General features: G+C 77.5%; 16 protein-coding genes and 1 pseudogene. 6 read left to right on the top strand and 11 right to left on the bottom strand.

Going from position 1 to position 15,567, the window contains the following annotated elements; translation table 11 throughout:
* Together ACI79V_RS23850 and ACI79V_RS23855 are read right to left on the bottom strand one after the other, a co-directional pair.
* Positions 1 to 283 (bottom strand): annotated as a pseudogene (locus tag ACI79V_RS23850) (endonuclease); the annotation flags it as partial.
* 48 nt (positions 284 to 331) lie between these two features.
* Positions 332 to 1,537 carry an MFS transporter gene (locus ACI79V_RS23855; RefSeq protein ID WP_456893350.1) on the bottom strand — a complete coding sequence of 402 codons (1,206 nt, stop codon included), beginning with the start codon at positions 1,535 to 1,537 and terminating at the stop codon, positions 332 to 334.
* A 57-nt stretch (positions 1,538 to 1,594) separates the two neighbouring features.
* On the opposite strand from ACI79V_RS23855, the gene ACI79V_RS23860 reads away from it, so the two are divergent.
* Positions 1,595 to 2,557 carry a helix-turn-helix domain-containing protein gene (locus tag ACI79V_RS23860; RefSeq protein ID WP_456893352.1) on the top strand — a complete coding sequence of 321 codons (963 nt, stop codon included), beginning with the start codon at positions 1,595 to 1,597 and terminating at the stop codon, positions 2,555 to 2,557.
* A 22-nt stretch (positions 2,558 to 2,579) separates the two neighbouring features.
* Here ACI79V_RS23860 and ACI79V_RS23865 read toward each other — a convergent pair whose 3' ends face one another.
* From ACI79V_RS23865 to ACI79V_RS23890, 6 genes are all read right to left on the bottom strand, one after another.
* Positions 2,580 to 3,215, bottom strand: a complete 636-nt coding sequence (locus ACI79V_RS23865; RefSeq protein ID WP_456893354.1) for a response regulator — start codon at positions 3,213 to 3,215, stop codon at positions 2,580 to 2,582.
* Positions 3,212 to 4,450 carry a sensor histidine kinase gene (locus ACI79V_RS23870; protein WP_456893356.1) on the bottom strand — a complete coding sequence of 413 codons (1,239 nt, stop codon included), beginning with the start codon at positions 4,448 to 4,450 and terminating at the stop codon, positions 3,212 to 3,214. Before ACI79V_RS23870 ends, ACI79V_RS23865 begins: the two co-directional genes overlap by 4 nt.
* Positions 4,447 to 5,274 (bottom strand): ABC transporter permease, encoded by an 828-nt coding sequence (locus ACI79V_RS23875; RefSeq protein WP_456893358.1) that lies wholly within the window; start codon positions 5,272 to 5,274, stop codon positions 4,447 to 4,449. Before ACI79V_RS23875 ends, ACI79V_RS23870 begins: the two co-directional genes overlap by 4 nt.
* On the bottom strand, positions 5,271 to 6,182 hold the full coding sequence (locus ACI79V_RS23880) for an ABC transporter ATP-binding protein (protein ID WP_456893360.1): 912 nt from the start codon (positions 6,180 to 6,182) through the stop codon (positions 5,271 to 5,273). The genes ACI79V_RS23875 and ACI79V_RS23880 overlap by 4 nt, the downstream gene beginning before the upstream one ends.
* A gap of 104 nt (positions 6,183 to 6,286) precedes the next feature.
* Entirely contained in the window at positions 6,287 to 7,093 is an 807-nt protein-coding gene (locus tag ACI79V_RS23885; protein WP_456893362.1) for an ABC transporter permease, read from the bottom strand.
* Positions 7,090 to 8,043, bottom strand: coding sequence for an ABC transporter ATP-binding protein (locus tag ACI79V_RS23890; RefSeq protein ID WP_456893364.1), 954 nt, complete (start codon positions 8,041 to 8,043; stop codon positions 7,090 to 7,092). The genes ACI79V_RS23885 and ACI79V_RS23890 overlap by 4 nt, the downstream gene beginning before the upstream one ends.
* Before the next feature lie 105 nt (positions 8,044 to 8,148).
* On the opposite strand from ACI79V_RS23890, the gene ACI79V_RS23895 reads away from it, so the two are divergent.
* Complete coding sequence (locus ACI79V_RS23895; RefSeq protein ID WP_456893366.1) at positions 8,149 to 8,976, top strand: TetR/AcrR family transcriptional regulator; 828 nt, start codon at positions 8,149 to 8,151, stop codon at positions 8,974 to 8,976.
* On the opposite strand, the gene ACI79V_RS23900 is transcribed toward ACI79V_RS23895, so the two are convergent.
* From ACI79V_RS23900 to ACI79V_RS23910, 3 genes are read right to left on the bottom strand one after another with little or no spacing between them, the layout of a single operon-like run.
* Positions 8,907 to 9,527 carry a hypothetical protein gene (locus tag ACI79V_RS23900; protein ID WP_456893368.1) on the bottom strand — a complete coding sequence of 207 codons (621 nt, stop codon included), beginning with the start codon at positions 9,525 to 9,527 and terminating at the stop codon, positions 8,907 to 8,909. The two genes, ACI79V_RS23895 and ACI79V_RS23900, sit on opposite strands and share 70 nt — an antisense overlap.
* A gap of 40 nt (positions 9,528 to 9,567) precedes the next feature.
* Complete coding sequence (locus ACI79V_RS23905) at positions 9,568 to 9,813, bottom strand: hypothetical protein (RefSeq protein ID WP_456876201.1); 246 nt, start codon at positions 9,811 to 9,813, stop codon at positions 9,568 to 9,570.
* Positions 9,814 to 9,864: 51 nt separating this feature from the next.
* Positions 9,865 to 11,151, bottom strand: a complete 1,287-nt coding sequence (locus ACI79V_RS23910) for a S8 family serine peptidase (RefSeq protein WP_456893370.1) — start codon at positions 11,149 to 11,151, stop codon at positions 9,865 to 9,867.
* A 147-nt stretch (positions 11,152 to 11,298) separates the two neighbouring features.
* Here ACI79V_RS23910 and ACI79V_RS23915 point away from each other — a divergent pair, with 147 nt between their 5' ends.
* The 4 genes from ACI79V_RS23915 (at position 11,299) to ACI79V_RS23930 (ending at position 15,522) form a co-directional block, all read left to right on the top strand.
* The gene (locus ACI79V_RS23915) at positions 11,299 to 12,798 is read left to right on the top strand and encodes an AlkA N-terminal domain-containing protein (protein ID WP_456893372.1); all 1,500 of its coding nucleotides are present in this window, start codon (positions 11,299 to 11,301) and stop codon (positions 12,796 to 12,798) included.
* The gene (locus ACI79V_RS23920; RefSeq protein WP_456876205.1) at positions 12,795 to 13,325 is read left to right on the top strand and encodes a methylated-DNA--[protein]-cysteine S-methyltransferase; all 531 of its coding nucleotides are present in this window, start codon (positions 12,795 to 12,797) and stop codon (positions 13,323 to 13,325) included. The genes ACI79V_RS23915 and ACI79V_RS23920 overlap by 4 nt, the downstream gene beginning before the upstream one ends.
* Before the next feature lie 106 nt (positions 13,326 to 13,431).
* Positions 13,432 to 14,532 carry a DNA recombination protein RmuC gene (locus tag ACI79V_RS23925; protein WP_456893373.1) on the top strand — a complete coding sequence of 367 codons (1,101 nt, stop codon included), beginning with the start codon at positions 13,432 to 13,434 and terminating at the stop codon, positions 14,530 to 14,532.
* 156 nt (positions 14,533 to 14,688) lie between these two features.
* On the top strand, positions 14,689 to 15,522 hold the full coding sequence (locus ACI79V_RS23930) for a DUF6542 domain-containing protein (protein ID WP_456893375.1): 834 nt from the start codon (positions 14,689 to 14,691) through the stop codon (positions 15,520 to 15,522).
* Positions 15,523 to 15,567 lie beyond the last annotated feature (45 nt).

Below are 15,567 nucleotides of genomic sequence, written 5' to 3' on the forward strand. Positions count from 1 at the left end.
CCTGCGCCGCGGTCACCCAGCCGGCCTCGTGCGCCTCGGCGAGGGCCGGCAGGTGCTCCAGCGCCCGACCGTTGCCCACCAGCCGGGACGCCGCCGCCGAGGAGAGCCGGCAGTGCCCGCGCAGCCACGACGCCATGCTCTTCTGCCCGTCCCGCTCGGGCGCCTGCGCCAGCTCCGCCGCCCGCACCCGGCGGGCCAGCGCGGCGTCGATCCGGTTGCGCTCGGCGACCAGCGCGGCGACGTCGTCGAGGACGTCACCGGCCTCCCACCCGCTCGAACACATGATCGAAGAATACCGGAGTGAGAGCCACAGCACGACGTGAATCCCAGGTCAGTGGCTCGTCCACAGTCGTCTGCGACCCCTTGCCGAAGCCCGATCAGCCGCCCTCCGCAGCCCGGGCACGAGCGCCAGTGACACCACCAGCGACGCCAGCGCCAGCACCGCCATCGCCGGTCCGGCGGAGACGACGTCGGCCAGCCCACCGGCCAGCGCCGCGCACACCCCCTGCGCGGTCATCCGCGCCGCCGACTCCACCCCGAGCACCTGCCCCCGCAGCTCCTCGGGCGTGAGCGCGACCAGCCACTCCTGTTGCGCCAGCGAGGCCCCGTAGCCGACCGTGGCCACCCCGACCAGGACCGCGGCCACCGGCACGTCCGGCCCGGCGGCGAACGCCAGGAAGGGCGCGGCCAGCAGGACGCGCAGCGCGGTGTTGGTCCGGCGCCGTCCGGCGGGGGTGAGCACCCGCCCCACCGCCAGGTCGCCGGCCATCATCCCGAGCGCCCCGGCCGCCAGCAGCCACCCGGCCCGCTCCCCCGCGTACGGCACGAACAGCGCCTCGCACCCCACGACCAGCCCGTTGGGCAGGCACAGCGCGACCAGCAGCGTGCGGGTGTCCCGCCTCGCCAGCAGCAGCCGGTTGCCCCGCACGGTCTCGCCGAGCCCGACCCGCGCCGGCCGCCGCGGCGGCCGCTCGGCGAGGCCGAACCGTAGCACGGGTACCGCCACGGCCGACACGAGCGCGGCGAGGACGAACACCTGCGTCGTCGAGAGCACGGTCAGCAGCACGCCGCCGGCGGCGAAGCCGACCACCTGGAACGCGCCGACGGCGACGTTCACGGTGGACCGGGCCAGCGCGAACGCCGAGGCCGGCACGATGTGCGCGAGCAGCCCCCACCGCGCGCCCGCGCCGACCGAGACCGCGAAGGCGACACCCACGACCAGCAGCAGCCGCGCCGTCGTCCCGAGCCCGGGCAGCGCCTGCAGCGCCAGCGCGGCCGTCGACACCGCCGCGACCAGCACCAGGGTGCGCCGCGGCGGGCTGGCGTCGGCGGCCGACATCAGCGTCGTCGCGCCGAGGGCCTGCGCCGTCGACGGGCCGAACATCGCCACCGCCGTCAGCAGGGCCGACCCGGTCGACCGGTGCACCAGGGCGGCCAGCGCCAGCGACGACGCGGTCGAGGCCGCCGTGGTCAGCGCGCCCGCCGTCCACAGCGCGCGGAACTCGGACGAGGCGAACAGCTCCCGGTAGGTGCGCACGCCGGAACCGTCGCCCCGGCTGCGCGCGGGACCCACGGTTTCGCCTACGGTCGAAAGGTGGGTGAGTTCATCGTCGACGCCGACGTGATGGCCCGCGCCCGCTTCGGCACCTCGCAGCTCACCGAGACGCTGGCCGGCCTGCGGATGCTCACCGGGCCGCCGGTGCCGCCGTGGCACCGCCCCTGGCGCGACGCCCACGCCGCGGCCTTCCGCGACCGGCTCGACGGCGACCCGGTCGGCGCCGCCCTGCTCCGCGCGGCCTTCGGGCCCACTTGGACCGCCGACTTCCTCACCGTGCCGCCGGCGGCGCCCGACCTCGCCCTCGACGAGGAGCTGGCGTTCCTCGAGTCCCTCGACGACGACGCCGTCCGCGCCGACCTCGAGGTCGCCACCGGGCCGGTCCCGCCGCCGCTGCCGACCGCCTCCGGTCTCGCCCGCACCGCCGCCGACCTGCTGCGCTGGACCTGGGAGCACACCATCCGCGCGGAGTGGCCGCGGCGGCTGCGGGTGCTGCGCGCCGACGTCGTCGCGCGGACCGCCCGGCTCAGCGGCGGCGGCTGGTCGGCCGCGCTCGACGGCATCGCCCCCGGCGTGCGCTGGCTCGAGCACGGCCGGCTGCAGGTCAACGCGCACCCGCACCCGCCGCGGGACATCCGCGGCCGCGACCTGCTGTTCATCGCCGCGCACAGCCGCGGCAGCTGGGTGAGCTGGCGGCTGCCGGACACCTACGCGGTCGTCTACCCGGTCACCGGCGTGCTCGCTACGGGGCCCGCTCCGCTCCCCGGCGCACTGGTGCGCCTGCTCGGCCGCAACCGGGCGCGGGTCCTCACCGCCCTCGACGCGCCGCGCAGCACCAGCGCCCTCGTCGCGGGGACCGGGCTGCCGCTGGGCAGCGTCGGCGGCCACCTGCGGGTGCTGCTCGACGCCGGCCTGCTCGAGCGACGCCGGTCGGGACGCGAGGTCCTCTACTGGCGCAGCGACGCCGGCCAGGCCCTCCTCGACGCCGCGGGGAGCCATTAGCGCGACAAGGGCACCTGTGGACCTAGCGGGAGCCGGGGCCGGGGAGCAGGCCGCGCTCGACGGCGACCATCACCGCGCGGGTGCGGTCGTCGACGCCGAGCTTGGCGAACACCCGCAGCAGGTGGGTCTTCACCGTCGCCTCGCCGATGAACAGCTCCCGGCCGATCTCGGCGTTGGTCAGCCCGCGCGACACCCCGGCCAGCACCTCGAGCTCGCGCGCGGTCGGCGCCTCCACGGCGGGCGCGCGCAGCTGCGACACCAGCCGGGCGGCCACCGGTGGGGCGAGCACCGTCTCCCCGCGGGCGGCCGCGCGGACGGCGTCGGCCAGCTGCGGCAGCGGGGCGTCCTTGAGCAGGTAGCCGGTGGCGCCGGCGGCCACCGCCCGCACGATGTCGGCGTCGGTGTCGTAGGTGGTCAGCACGAGCACCCGGACGCCGGGGTGGGCGGCGGCCAGCCGCTCGATCGCGGTGACGCCGTCCATGCGCGGCATGCGCAGGTCCATGAGCACCACGTCGGGCGACAGCTCGGCGACCCGCGCCAGCGCCTCCAGCCCGTCACCGGCCTCCCCGACGACGTCGAGGTCCTCCTGCGCCGCCAGCCAGCCGACCAGCCCGCCGCGCACCACCGGGTGGTCGTCGACCACCAGCACCCTGATCACGAGCCGGGCACCCGCACCGTCACCCGCGTGCCCGAGCCCGGCGCCGAGGCGACGTCGACCTCGCCGCCGACCTGCGCCACCCGCCCGCGCAGCCCCTCCAGGCCCGAGACGGTGACCGCCGACGGGTCGAAGCCCACGCCGTCGTCCTCCACGTGCACCGACACCTGCGTGCCGACCCGCGCCAGCCGCAGCACGACCGCCGACGCGCCCGCGTGCCGCCGGACGTTGGTCAGCGCCTCCTGGGCGCCGCGCAGCAGCACGACCTCCTCGTCGGTGCGCAGCGCCGGCAGGCCGTCGAGCGCCCCGGTGTCGACCCGCACCTGCAGCCCGGTCTCGCGGGCGAACCGCGCGGCCAGCCGCTGCAGCGCCTCCACCAGCGTCGACCCGTCGAGCGCCACCGGGCGGAACGCCGCCACCACCGCGCGCGCCTCGGCGAGGTTGTCGCGGGCGACGTCCTCGATCACCGCCAGCCGCTCCCGGGCGGCCGCGGGGTCGGCGGACAGCAGCGCCGCCGCCGTCTGTGCCTGCACGACGATCGACGTGTAGCCCTGCGCGAGGGTGTCGTGCACCTCCTGGGCCAGCCGCTCCCGCTCGGCCAGCACGCCACGCTCGCGCTCGGCCGCGGCCAGCTCCGTGCGGGTGGCCTCCAGCTGCGCGATCAGCGAGGCGCGCTCCGCGCTCTGGTGCAGCACGTGGCTGATCCACAGCCCCAGGGCGAGGCTGAACGCCAGGCTGACCAGCGACTCCCGCAGGACCTCCAGCGGCGTGCCCCCCGGGTCGGTGCCGGCGACCGGCCCGATCGCGCTGGCCCCGGCCAGCAGCACCGTCCAGGCGATCCCGCTGAGCCGGCCCTGCACGACGAACCACACCTGCGGGTAGGCGAGGAACAGCAGGAACAGCAGCCCCGGCGCCAGCCAGCCCAGGAACCCGAAGGAGACGACCACGACGACGAGGTGGACCAGGGCCCGGTGCGGGTGGCCGCCGGCGACGGCCGGCCCGCCGGCGAGGACGTAGGACAGCGCCAGCACCCCGAGGACGGCGAGGACCGGTCCCTGCTCGCCCGGTCCGGTCACCTCGCCGGAGAGCACGCTGACCACCGCCAGCACCCACAGCACCGCCGAGATGACGTGCATCCCGACGACCGTGGCCCGCCACCCGCGCGCGGACAGCGGCTCGCCGCCCTCCTCGCCCCCGGTGGGGAGGAAGGCGGCGGCCAGCCGGTGCCGCAGGCTCATGCCGTGCGGCGCCAGCGGAAGGCGCGAGCGCAGACCACGAGCCCGATGATCACCCATGCGGCCAGCACGAGGGCAGTGGTCCCGTGCTCCCAGCTGCCGGCCGGCTCCACCGCGGCGGCCGAGTCGGGCAGGAACACCGAGCGCATCCCCTGCACCATCCACTTCAGCGGGAAGACCGCGGCCACCTCCTGCATCCACGGCGGCAGCTCGGAGAAGACGAAGAAGACCCCGGAGAAGAACTGCAGGACGACGGCGAAGGCGCTGATCCCGTTGCCGACCGACCGGCTGCTGCCCACCGAGGCGACCGCGATGCCGAGCACCGTGCCGGCCGCCGCCCCACCGACGGCCACCCAGGCGAAGGTCAGCCAGCGGCCGGGCTCGGTGGGCAGCGCCACGTCGAAGGCGGTCGCGGCGACGGTGAGCAGCAGCGCCAGCTGCAGGACCGTCGTCACCAGCACCTGCCCGGCCTTGCCGAGGAAGTAGCCCAGCGCCGGCGTGCCCAGCGTCTGCAGCCGGGCGAGGTCGCCGCGGTCGCGTTCCTCGGCGATCGCCGTCCCGACCGCCTGGAAGCTGGTCAGCATGATCCCGGTGGCCGCGATGCCGGCGAGGAAGTACTGCGCGAAGGGCACCCCGCCGGGCCGGTCCTCGCCCTCGAACACCGACGCGAAGATCAGCAGCATCACGACCGGGTAGGCGAAGGAGAACACCACCTGCGCCGGGTCGCGGACGAACAGGCGCAGCTCCATCGCCGTGCGGGCCAGGCCGATGGCGGCGGCCGACGGCGGTGCCGGGCGGGCGGGGGCCGAGGTCGGGACGGCGGTCATCGGGGGCCCTCCTCGCGGGTCGGGGCGGTGCCGACCATGGAGAGGTAGACCTCCTCCAGGCCGGGCCGGGTGACGGTCAGGCCGGGCACCTCACCGGCCGGGGAGGCGGCGAGCAGGTCGCGCAGCACCGCCGCCGGCTCGCGGGTGACCACCTCGCGGACGGCGCCGTCCTCGGTCCACCGCACGGTGGCCACCCGGCGCAGGTCGGCGCCGAGCTCGGCGGGCGGCGCCACCTCCACCAGGCGGCCCGCGGCCAGCACGCCCACCCGGTCGGCGAGCTCGGCGGCCTCGTCGAGGTAGTGGGTGGTGAGGAGCACGGTGGTGCCGCTCTGGCTCAGGCCGCGCACCAGCCCCCAGAACGACCGGCGGGCCCCCGGGTCCATGCCGGTCGTGGGCTCGTCGAGGAAGAGCAGCTCGGGGCGGCTCTGGATGCCCAGCGCCACCTCCAGCCGGCGCCGCTGCCCGCCGGACAGCCGCGACACCCGGGTGCCGGCGGCCTCGGTCAGCCCGACGTCGGCGAGCAGCTCGGCGGTGGCGCGGGGGGTGCCGTGGTAGTGGGCGAAGTGGTCGAGGGTCTCCCGGACGGTGAGCGCGTTGCCGGCCCCGGTGGACTGGCCGACGACGCCGATGCGGTCGCGCCAGGCCCGCCCGGCGCGCGCCGGGTCCTCGCCCAGCACGGAGACCTCGCCGCAGTCGCGCCGGCGCACGCCCTCGAGCACCTCGACCGTCGTCGTCTTGCCCGCGCCGTTGGGACCGAGCAGGGCGAAGACCTCACCGCGCCGGACGTCGAGGTCGATCCCGTCGACCACCGCCCGGTCGCCGTAGCGCTTGACCAGCCCGCGCACGCGGACCGCGTCGTCGTCGCGCGTCCCCGCCGCGGGAGCGGGCGCCGTCTGGATCGCTGTCATGGCACGAGCCTGGCGGCCCGGGGCCGGCGGCGGTACGGCCGTTCCGTGGGCCGGGCGTCCACCGGTCGGTGGACGCCCGGCCTCCCCCCGTCAGTCGGCCGGCGTCACCGGGAGAGCCCCTGCCAGCGCCGCACGCTCAGCGCCGCGAACACCGCGGTGAGCAGCACCGGCCAGACGACGGCGAGCAGTGTGGCGTGCTCCGTGGCCCACCCGGTGTCGGCGACCGGCACCCCGGTCAGCTCCCGGACGGCGGTGACGGTGGCCGCCACCGGGTTCCACTCCGCCAGCGTCCCGAGCCAGGCCGGCATCGAGGCGACCGGCACGAAGACGTTGGAGAGGAAGGCGAAGGGCCACACCAGGATCTGCACGGCCGTGACCAGCGACGGGTCCCGGGCCAGCAGCCCCAGCCAGATGCCGACCCACAGGAAGCCGACCCGCAGGAGCAGCAGCAGGCCGAGCGCCGCGACCAGCCCCGGGCCCACCGGCGGCCCCCATCCGATCGCCAGCCCGGCCAGCACGACGGCGGTCAGGGCGGCGACCGAGGAGAGGAGGTCGGCCAGGCAGCGGCCGGCCACGACCGCCGACGGCGCCATCGGCAGCGCCCGGAACCGGTCGGTGACGCCGCGCTGCGTGTCGGTGACGACGGCGGTCATCGTCCCCTCGAGCCCGAACAGCATGACCAGCGCGAGCATCCCCGGGACCATGAAGTCGCGGTAGCTGCCGCCGGGCACGGGGATCCCGCCGCCCAGCAGGTACACGAAGACCACCATCAGCAGGACCGGGAACAGCAGGTTCACCAGCAGCACCGACGGCTGCCGCCGCCAGTGCGCGACGTCGCGACCGGCGACGGTGAACGCGTCCGTGACCGCCCAGCGCAGCCGCCCGCCGGTCTCCTCGACGACCGCGGTCACGCCGGCACCTCCTCGCCCAGGCGGGACCGGCCGGTGATGCGCAGGTAGGCCTCGTCGAGCGTGGCCGGCCGCAGCACCAGGTCGGCCACCTCGATCCCGGCCCCGTCGAGGGCGCGGACCACGTCGCCGACGACGCCGGCCCGCCGCGAGACGGGCACGGTCACCCGCGCCCCGTCGTCCCGCGCGTCCGGGACCGGCGGCCCCGCGGCCACCCGCTCGGCCAGCGCCGCGGCCTCCGCCGCGCGGGCCGCGTCGGTGACGACGAGCTCCAGCCGGTCGCCGCCGATGGCCGCGGTCAGCTCCCGCGGGGTGCCCGACGCCACGACCCGGCCGGCGTCGAGCACGTGCACCCGGTCGGCCAGCCGCTCGGCCTCCTCCAGGTACTGGGTGGTGAGCAGCACCGTCGTCCCCCGGGCGACCAGGTCGCGCACCGCGTCCCACACGTCCCGCCGCCCGGCCGGGTCCAGGCCCGTGGTCGGCTCGTCGAGGAACAGCACCTCCGGGGCGAGCACCAGCGCCGCGGCGACGTCCAGCCGGCGCCGCATGCCGCCGGAGAACTCCCGGACCGGCTGGTCCCCGGTGTCGGGCAGCCCGACCTGCGCCAGCAGCTCGCCGGCGCGCCGCCGGGCGGCGGCCCGGTCGAGGTGGTGCAGCCGCCCGAACAGCACGAGGTTCTCCCGGGCGCCGAGCACCTCGTCGACCGCGGGCTGTTGACCGACCACGCCGATCCGGCGGCGCACCTCGCGTGGCCGGGCGACGACGTCGACGCCGGCGACCTCGACCCGCCCGCCGTCGGGCCGCAGCAGCGTGGTCGCGATGCGCACCGCCGTCGTCTTGCCGGCGCCGTTGGGTCCCAGCAGCGCGCACACCGAGCCGGGCTCGACGTCGAGGTCCACCCCGTCGAGGACCACCCGTCCCCCGTACCCCTTGACCAGTCCCCGGATCCGCACCCACGCTCCCACCACTACCTCCGTACGCCGTACGAGATCGTTGGACGACCGCCACCGTACGCCGTACGGAGACGGTCGGGCAAGCGGGTGGAGGAGGCTGCAGCCATGGCGACCGAGTCCGCGACCGGCGGCGACCCCGCCCGCACCATGGCCCTGCTCTGGCGGGCCCCGGCCGGGCCCGGGCGCCGTCCCGGCCCGCGCCCCGGGCTCGACGTCGACCGGATCGTGGCCGCCGCGGTGGAGCTGGCCGACCGCGAGGGACTCGCCGCGGTGACCATGCGCCGGCTGGCGACCGAGCTGGGGGTCGGCGCGATGACGCTGTACACGCACGTGCCGGGCAAGGGCGAGCTGGTCGACCTGATGTACGACGCCGTGCTCGGCGAGATCCCGCCCGGGCCGCCGGCCGGGGACTGGCGGGACCGGCTGACCGCCGTCGCGCGGGCCAACTGGGACCTCTACGTCCGGCACCCCTGGGCCGCCTCGGTGGGCACCGGCCGGCCGGTCCTGGGACCGAACCTGATGCGCAAGTACGAGGCGGAGCTGGCCGCCGTCGACGGCCTGGGCCTGTCCGAGGTGGAGATGGAGCTGGTGCTCACGCTCGTGGGCGGCTTCGTCCGCGGCACGGTCGGCGGACTGCACCACAAGGCCGCGGCCGAGCAGGAGTCCGGGCTGACCGAGGACGAGTGGTGGGCGGCCACCGAGCCCTACGTGGAGCAGGTGTTCGACCCCGAGCGGTACCCCACCGCGGCACGGGTGGGGCCGGTGGCCGGGGCGGAGCTGGGCGGCTACGCCCCCGAGCGGTCGTTCGAGTTCGGGCTGGCGCGGCTGCTCGACGGGATCGCGGTGCTCGTCGAGCGCCGGCCTCAGGAGCCCGAGCCGAGCACCGGCCGGCCGGCCAGCGCGCCGACCACCTCGACGGCGGGACCCCAGTAGCGCTGGTAGTGGTACGGGTCGGCGTTGCGCTGGGTGCGGTGCGCGGCGATGGTCGGCGGCAGCGCGCGCCAGCCGGGGACCTCCTGCAGGGCCAGGAAGAAGTTCGTGGCGCTGGTCGCCGGGTCCATCCGGTCGGCGTAGGAGCCCCACGCCCCGTTGTCGCGCTGCTGGAACAGCCCACGGGAGTCCGGACCGGCGGCGTCCCCGTGGTCGAGGACGCGCAGCGAGGACTCGCCCATCGCCGTCATGACCCCGATGACCTGCGCGCAGGTGTCCAGCCCCAGGTCGGCCGCGGCGTTGACGATCGCCGCCGCGTTGGCCAGCTGCTCCCCCGCGTACCCGGCGACCGGGCCCGCGGGCACCGCGGCCGGGTCGATCCGCACCGCCGGCTCCGCCGCCGCGCACTCCGCGGAGGGCGGGGACTCACCGGCGGTCTGCCGGGTCACCAGCACCGCCCCCAGCGCCAGCAGGACGACGGCGAGCAGCACGAGGACGACGCGCGGCCGCGTGGTCGCGGGGCCCGGCGGCTCCCCCTCTCCGGTCGGCGGCACACCCGGCCCAACGCGCGGCGGCCCGGCAGGGTCCCCGGGACTACTGGACCGGCGCGTCCGGGGGCGGCAGCTGGACGCGCAGCTGCTCGTCGACGGAGGTCACGCCCGGGACGGCGAGCAGCGCCGGCCGGGCCGCGACCGGCGCCTCGCCGGTGATCAGCCCGAGGGTGCCCAGCACCCGGTCGACGTGCATGCCCGAGTCGCGCAGCGCCCGGGCCACCGAGTCGAGGTCGGCCAGGTGCCCGTCGTCGACGGTCACGCTGAACCGCGCCAGCGGGGTGTCCACGGCGGGAGGCTACGCCGCTCCAGGCCGCCCCGGGCCGTCCCGGGCCCGGTCTCAGGCCTTGCCGGCACCCTCCTGCGGCGCGAGCACCAGCCCGCTGCCCACGTCGACCGACGGCTCGGGCAGCCGCCGGGCGGCCTGGGTGAGGGTGGCCCACAGCTCGTAGCCGCGCCGGCCGGTCGCCTCGGCCCACAGGGCGGCCAGCCCGGCGACGTGTGGCGTGGCCATGCTGGTGCCGCTGATCGTCTCGTAGCGGGCCGGCATGGGCCAGGTCGAGAGCACGTCCACGCCGGGGCCGGCGACGTCGACCTCGCCGCCGGGAGCGGCCAGGCTGCGGGCGGAGAACCAGGCGGTGGCCAGGCGGGGGTCGAGCGCGCCGACGGCGACGATCTCGACGCTGTTGGCCGGGGCGCCGACGAAGCCGTACTCGCCGTTCTCCCGGTCGGCGTTGTTGCCGGCCGCGGCGATGACCAGCGACCCCTGCTGCAGCGCCCGCCGGCCGGCGGCCGAGTAGGGCGGGTGGGCCTCGGCCACGTCGGCGCCCAGGGACATCGAGACGACGGCGCAGCCGTTGGCCACCGCCCAGTCGATGCCGGCCAGGATGCCGCCGTCCTCGCCGCTGCCCTCGTCGCTGAGCACCTTGCCGACGTAGAGCTCGGCCTCCGACGCGATGCCGTACCGCGGCCCGGCCGGGGGCACCCGCGGGCCGCAGGCCGTGCCGGCGCAGTGCGTGCCGTGACCGTGCCCGTCCTGCGCACTGGTCACCCCGGCCACGAAGGACTCCGCGGTGACCGTGCGGCCGGCGAAGTCGGGATGGGCGAGGTCGAGGCCGGTGTCGAGGACGGCGACCCGGATCCCGCGGCCGGTGAACGGCGAGGTCGGAGCCTGGACGGCCTGCACGCCCCAGGTGGCCGCGGCGGTGTCCTCGAACGGCGGCGGCGCGGGCGCGGCGCCGTCCCCGCCGCCGGTGCCGACCAGCCGGCCGGCGAGGTCGTCGACGCCGTCGCGGTAGCCGCGGACGTAGGCGTCGTCGGGCAGGACGTGGTGGACCAGCTCGGGCGACACCGACAGCACCGGCCGGCGCAGCGCGGTCACCTGCTCGGCCGGGGCGGCGACCACGGCGATGCCGAGCCGGGCGAACACGGTGGCCCCGGCCTCGCGGAGGGCCTGGGCGGGCACCCGGCCGGCCGTGAAGTCGCGGGAGTCGGCGACGTCGGAGATCCCGGCAGCCGACCAGTCCACCGGCTCGTCGGCCGTATCGGCGAAGACCACCACCTGGCGGCCGGTGGAGCGCACCCGCTGGCGCGGGCGCGGGTGTGCGGGCACGGACGGATCGATCACGGTTCCCCCTGGTCGGCGGCGCGGGCGGGCAGCCCCGCAGTGCGGGCAGTCTCCTGCGGGGGACCGACAGGCGCACGCGGACACCGCTCGACGGCCGCGTCCGAAAGCCGCCAGTGCCCGCCCTCGCGCGGTGTCATGCTCGATGCCGTGACCGCCTCTCTCGACGCCGAGCGCTGCTACCGCGCGGTGACCAGCCGGGACGCCCGCTTCGACGGCTGGTTCTTCACCGCGGTCCGCACCACCGGCATCTACTGCCGGCCCTCCTGCCCGGCCCGCACGCCCGCGGCGGCCAACGTGACCTTCTTCGGCACCGCGGCCGGCGCGCAGGCGGCCGGCTTCCGCGCCTGCCGGCGCTGCCGTCCCGACGCCGTCCCCGGCTCCCCGGAGTGGGACGTGCGCGCCGACGTCGTCGCCCGGGCCATGCGGCTGATCGCCGACGGCGAGGTCGAGCGGGCCGGCGTCCCCGGGCTGGCGGCGCGGCTGGGCTACTCCGAGCGCCAGGTGCACCGGCTGCTGGTCGGCGAGCTCGGCGTCGGGCCGCTCGCCGTCGCCCGCGCCCAGCGAGCACAGACCGCCCGGGTGCTCATCGAGACCACCGACCTGCCGATGGCCGACGTCGCCTTCGCCGCGGGGTTCGCCAGCATCCGGCAGTTCAACGACACCGTCCGCGAGGTCTTCGCCTGCACCCCCACCGAGCTGCGCAGCCGCCGGCGGGGCAGCGACGGCGGCACGCCGGGCTGGCTGACCCTCCGGCTGGCCGCGCGGGCCCCGTTGGACGCGGCCGAGGTGCTGCTGTTCCTCGGCGCGCACGCCGTGCCCGGACTCGAGGAGTGGGACGGGACGACGTTCTCCCGCGTCCTCGACCTGCCCGGCGGCCCCGGCGTCGTCCGGCTCTCCCCGGCACCCGACGGCGGGCCGGCGGTGACCGCCCGGCTGCTGCTCACCGACCTGCGCGACCTGCGCGCGGCCGTCCCCCGCTGCCGGCGACTGCTCGACCTCGACGCCGACCCCGCCGCCGTCGACGACGTCCTCGGTGCCGACCCGGCACTGGCGCCCTTGGTCGCCGGCGCCCCCGGCCGCCGGGTGCCGGCCTCCCCCGACGCCCCGGAGACGGCGGCGCGCGCGGTCCTCGGCCAGCAGGTGTCGGTGGCCGGCGCCCGGACGCTGACCGCGCGGGTGCTGGCGCTGGCCGGCACGCCGCTGGCCGAGCCGGTCGGCACGCTCACCCACGCCTTCCCGCGGCCGGAGGCGCTCGCCGCGGCCGACCTGTCCGCCGTCGGGCTGACCGGCGCCCGCAGCCGGACCCTCACCGGGCTGGCCGCGGCGCTGGCCGAGGGCCGGGTGGCCCTCGACCCCGGCTGCGACCGCGAGGAGGCCGTCCGCGGCCTGCTCGCCCTGCCCGGCATCGGCCCGTGGACGGCGGCGGTCGTGGCGATGCGCGGCCTCGGCGACCCCGACGTCTGGCTCCCCGGCGACCTCGCGCTGCGCCGCTCGCTGGCCGCCCTGGGCAGCTCCGACGCCGACGCCGCGACCCGCTGGCGGCCGTGGCGCTCCTACGCGGTCATGCACCTGTGGTCGCTGGCCGCGCCGTCCCTCTTCTCCCGCTCCCCCGCCCCCGTCCCCCTCCCCGATCGGAGTGCGTCATGACCGAGTCCGCCCGCTACGCCACCGTGGCCACCCCGCCCGGCCCGTTCACCGTCGTGGTCACCCCCGGCCCCGACGGCGGCGACGTCGTCCTGGCCGCCGGCTGGACCGGCGACGTCGCCGAGCTGCTGCCCGTCGTCCACCGCACGCTGCGGCCGACCTGGGTCGAGCGGGTGGAGCACCTGCCGGTCCTCGACGCCGTCGAGGCGCACGCCGCCGGTGACCTCGGCGCCATCGACGACGTCCCGGTGCGGCAGCGCTCCGGGCCGTTCCTCGAGGACGCCTGGGACGTGCTGCGCACCGTCCCCGCCGGGCAGCCCGACACCTACGCCGCGTTCGCCGCCCGCTGCGGCCGGCCCGCCGCGGTGCGCGCCGCGGCCAACGCCTGCGCCCGCAACGCCGCCGCGCTGTTCGTGCCCTGCCACCGGGTGCTCGGCTCCGACGGCGGCCTCGGCGGCTTCCGCTGGGGCACCCCGGTCAAGCGCTGGCTGCTCGACCACGAGGCGGAGCACGCCCCCGTCCCCGCGTGAGGCATCGGAAGCGATCCGCACGTCCCGAGGCCCGGGACGTGCGGATCGCTTCCCAGGCCTGAGCGCCTCCCGGGAGATGTCGGTGGCGTCCTGCACGCTGCTCGCCGTGGACGCCGCCTCCCTCCTGCTCGGCCTGCTGCTCGGCGCGCTGCTGGGGGCCGCCGTCGCGCTGGGCGTCGTCGCGCTGGTGTCGCGCCGCCGGCCGGCCGACGACGGGCTCGAGCCGGTGCACGAGTCGCTCGACCACCTGCACCGGCTGCTGGCCGGCATCGAGCGGGACCGCGCCACCGCCCACGGCGAGCTGCGCGAGCAGATGGGCGCCGTCGGGCAGACCAGCGCGCTGCTGCGCCAGGAGACGGCGGCGCTGGTCACCGCGCTGCGCACCCCGCACGTCCGGGGCCGTTGGGGCGAGGTGCAGCTGCGCCGCGTCGTCGAGGTGGCGGGCCTGCTCGAGCACTGCGACTTCGTCGAGCAGCCCTCGTCCACCAACGACGAGGGCGCCGGCGTCCGGCCCGACCTCGTGGTCACCCTCGCCGACGGCCGGCAGGTCGTGGTCGACGCGAAGGTGCCCTTCACCGGCTACATCGAGGCGGTGCAGGCCACCGACGAGGCCGTCCGCGTCCAGCGCGTCGCGGCGCACGCCCGCCAGCTGCGCGCGCACGTCGACGCGCTGTCCGCCCGCCGCTACCCCACCGCGTTCCGGCCCGCGGCGCCGTTCACCGTGCTGTTCGTCCCCTCCGACGGCTTCCTCACCACGGCTCTGGAGGCCGAGCCCGCGCTCCTGGAGTACGGCTTCGGCCGCGACGTCGTCATCGCCACCCCCAGCACGCTGCTGGCCCTGCTGCGCACGGTCGCCCACTCGTGGCGGCAGGAGCGGCTGGCGCGCGACGCCGACCAGGTGATCGAGGTCGGCCGCCGGCTGCACGCCCGCCTCACCACGCTGTCGGGGCACCTGACCCGGCTGGGCGCGGCCCTGGGCACCACGCTCACCCGCTACAACGAGACGGTCGGCTCCTACGAGCGCTCCGTCCTCGCCGCCGCCCGCCGCTTCGACGACCTCGGCGTCGGTGACACGGCGGTGCCGTCCCCGCCCGAGGTGGAGGCGGTGGTCCGGCAGCTGCGCCCGGCCACCGACGACCCGGACGACGACGCCGCCCCCGCCGTCGACGACGTCCCGCTGCGCTGGCGGCTCACCGACGGCGGCTGACCGGCCGGAGCACGTGGCGGCCGGGGTCCCGGCGGTCGCAGTGGACCCCTCCGTCACACCGACCCCACCCCTGCACCAGAGTTGCCAAATCGACACGGCGACCTGTCGTGAATCGACACCGCGCGGTGCCCCTGCGGGCGGGGTCCCCTCGCTACCGTGAGCACGACACCGGCCCGGCACGGGCAGGCCGGACCGAACGGGGAGGTGGCCATGGCCTCGGCGAGCGCAGCCGACACCTGGCACGACAGCGGGAGCCGCCGCCAGCGCCCCCTCGCCGGCGCACCGGCCCCTCGCCCGGACCTGCCGCGGCTGGACGCGACGCCCGCCCGGGCCTCGCGCATGTCGCTGCCGCCGGTGCCCCCGCCGCACCCGCGCGGCCGCCCCGCGGGACCGGGCCACGGCGCGGGCGCCGGTCACGGGCGGCCGGTGCCCGACGGGCGGCCCCCGGCGGTCCGCCCGTCCCAGCGCGTCCCGGTCCCCGTGCCCCCGGTCGCCGACCGCGACGCCGTCACGGCCCCGCCGCGCCGCGGCCGGCCGGCCGACCCCGCACCGGCCCGCGAGCCCGGCCGCGCCGGGAGCCCCGCCCGCGGTCCGCGCGGCTCGTCCCGCGGCACCCCGCCCCACGCCGGTCGCGCGAGCGGGTTGCGCGGCAGCCTCGCGGTCCTGGGCGTGTTCGTCATGACGCTGGCCGGCGGCGCCGTCGACTCCTTCCTCGCCGTCGGGCTCGGCACGCTGACGCTGGTCACCCTGGTCGCGGCCTCCGCCGTCGGCACGCTGCTGGTGCGCCGGCGCGACCTGATGACCGTGGTCGCCTGCCCGCCGCTGGTCTTCGTGGCGGTCGCGGCGGTCAACATCGGCCTGGCCCCGTCGGCCACCTTCAACCCGGCCACGATCGCGACCGTCCTCATCCGCGGCTTCCCCACCATGGCCGTCGCCACCGCCGTCGCCGCGGTGCTCGCCGTCATCCGCTGGGCCGCCCGCGGCCGCTGACGGCCCCCGGACACGAGAAGGGCCCCCTCCCGGCCGGGAGGGGGC

The organism is Geodermatophilus sp. SYSU D00700, from assembly GCF_054050255.1.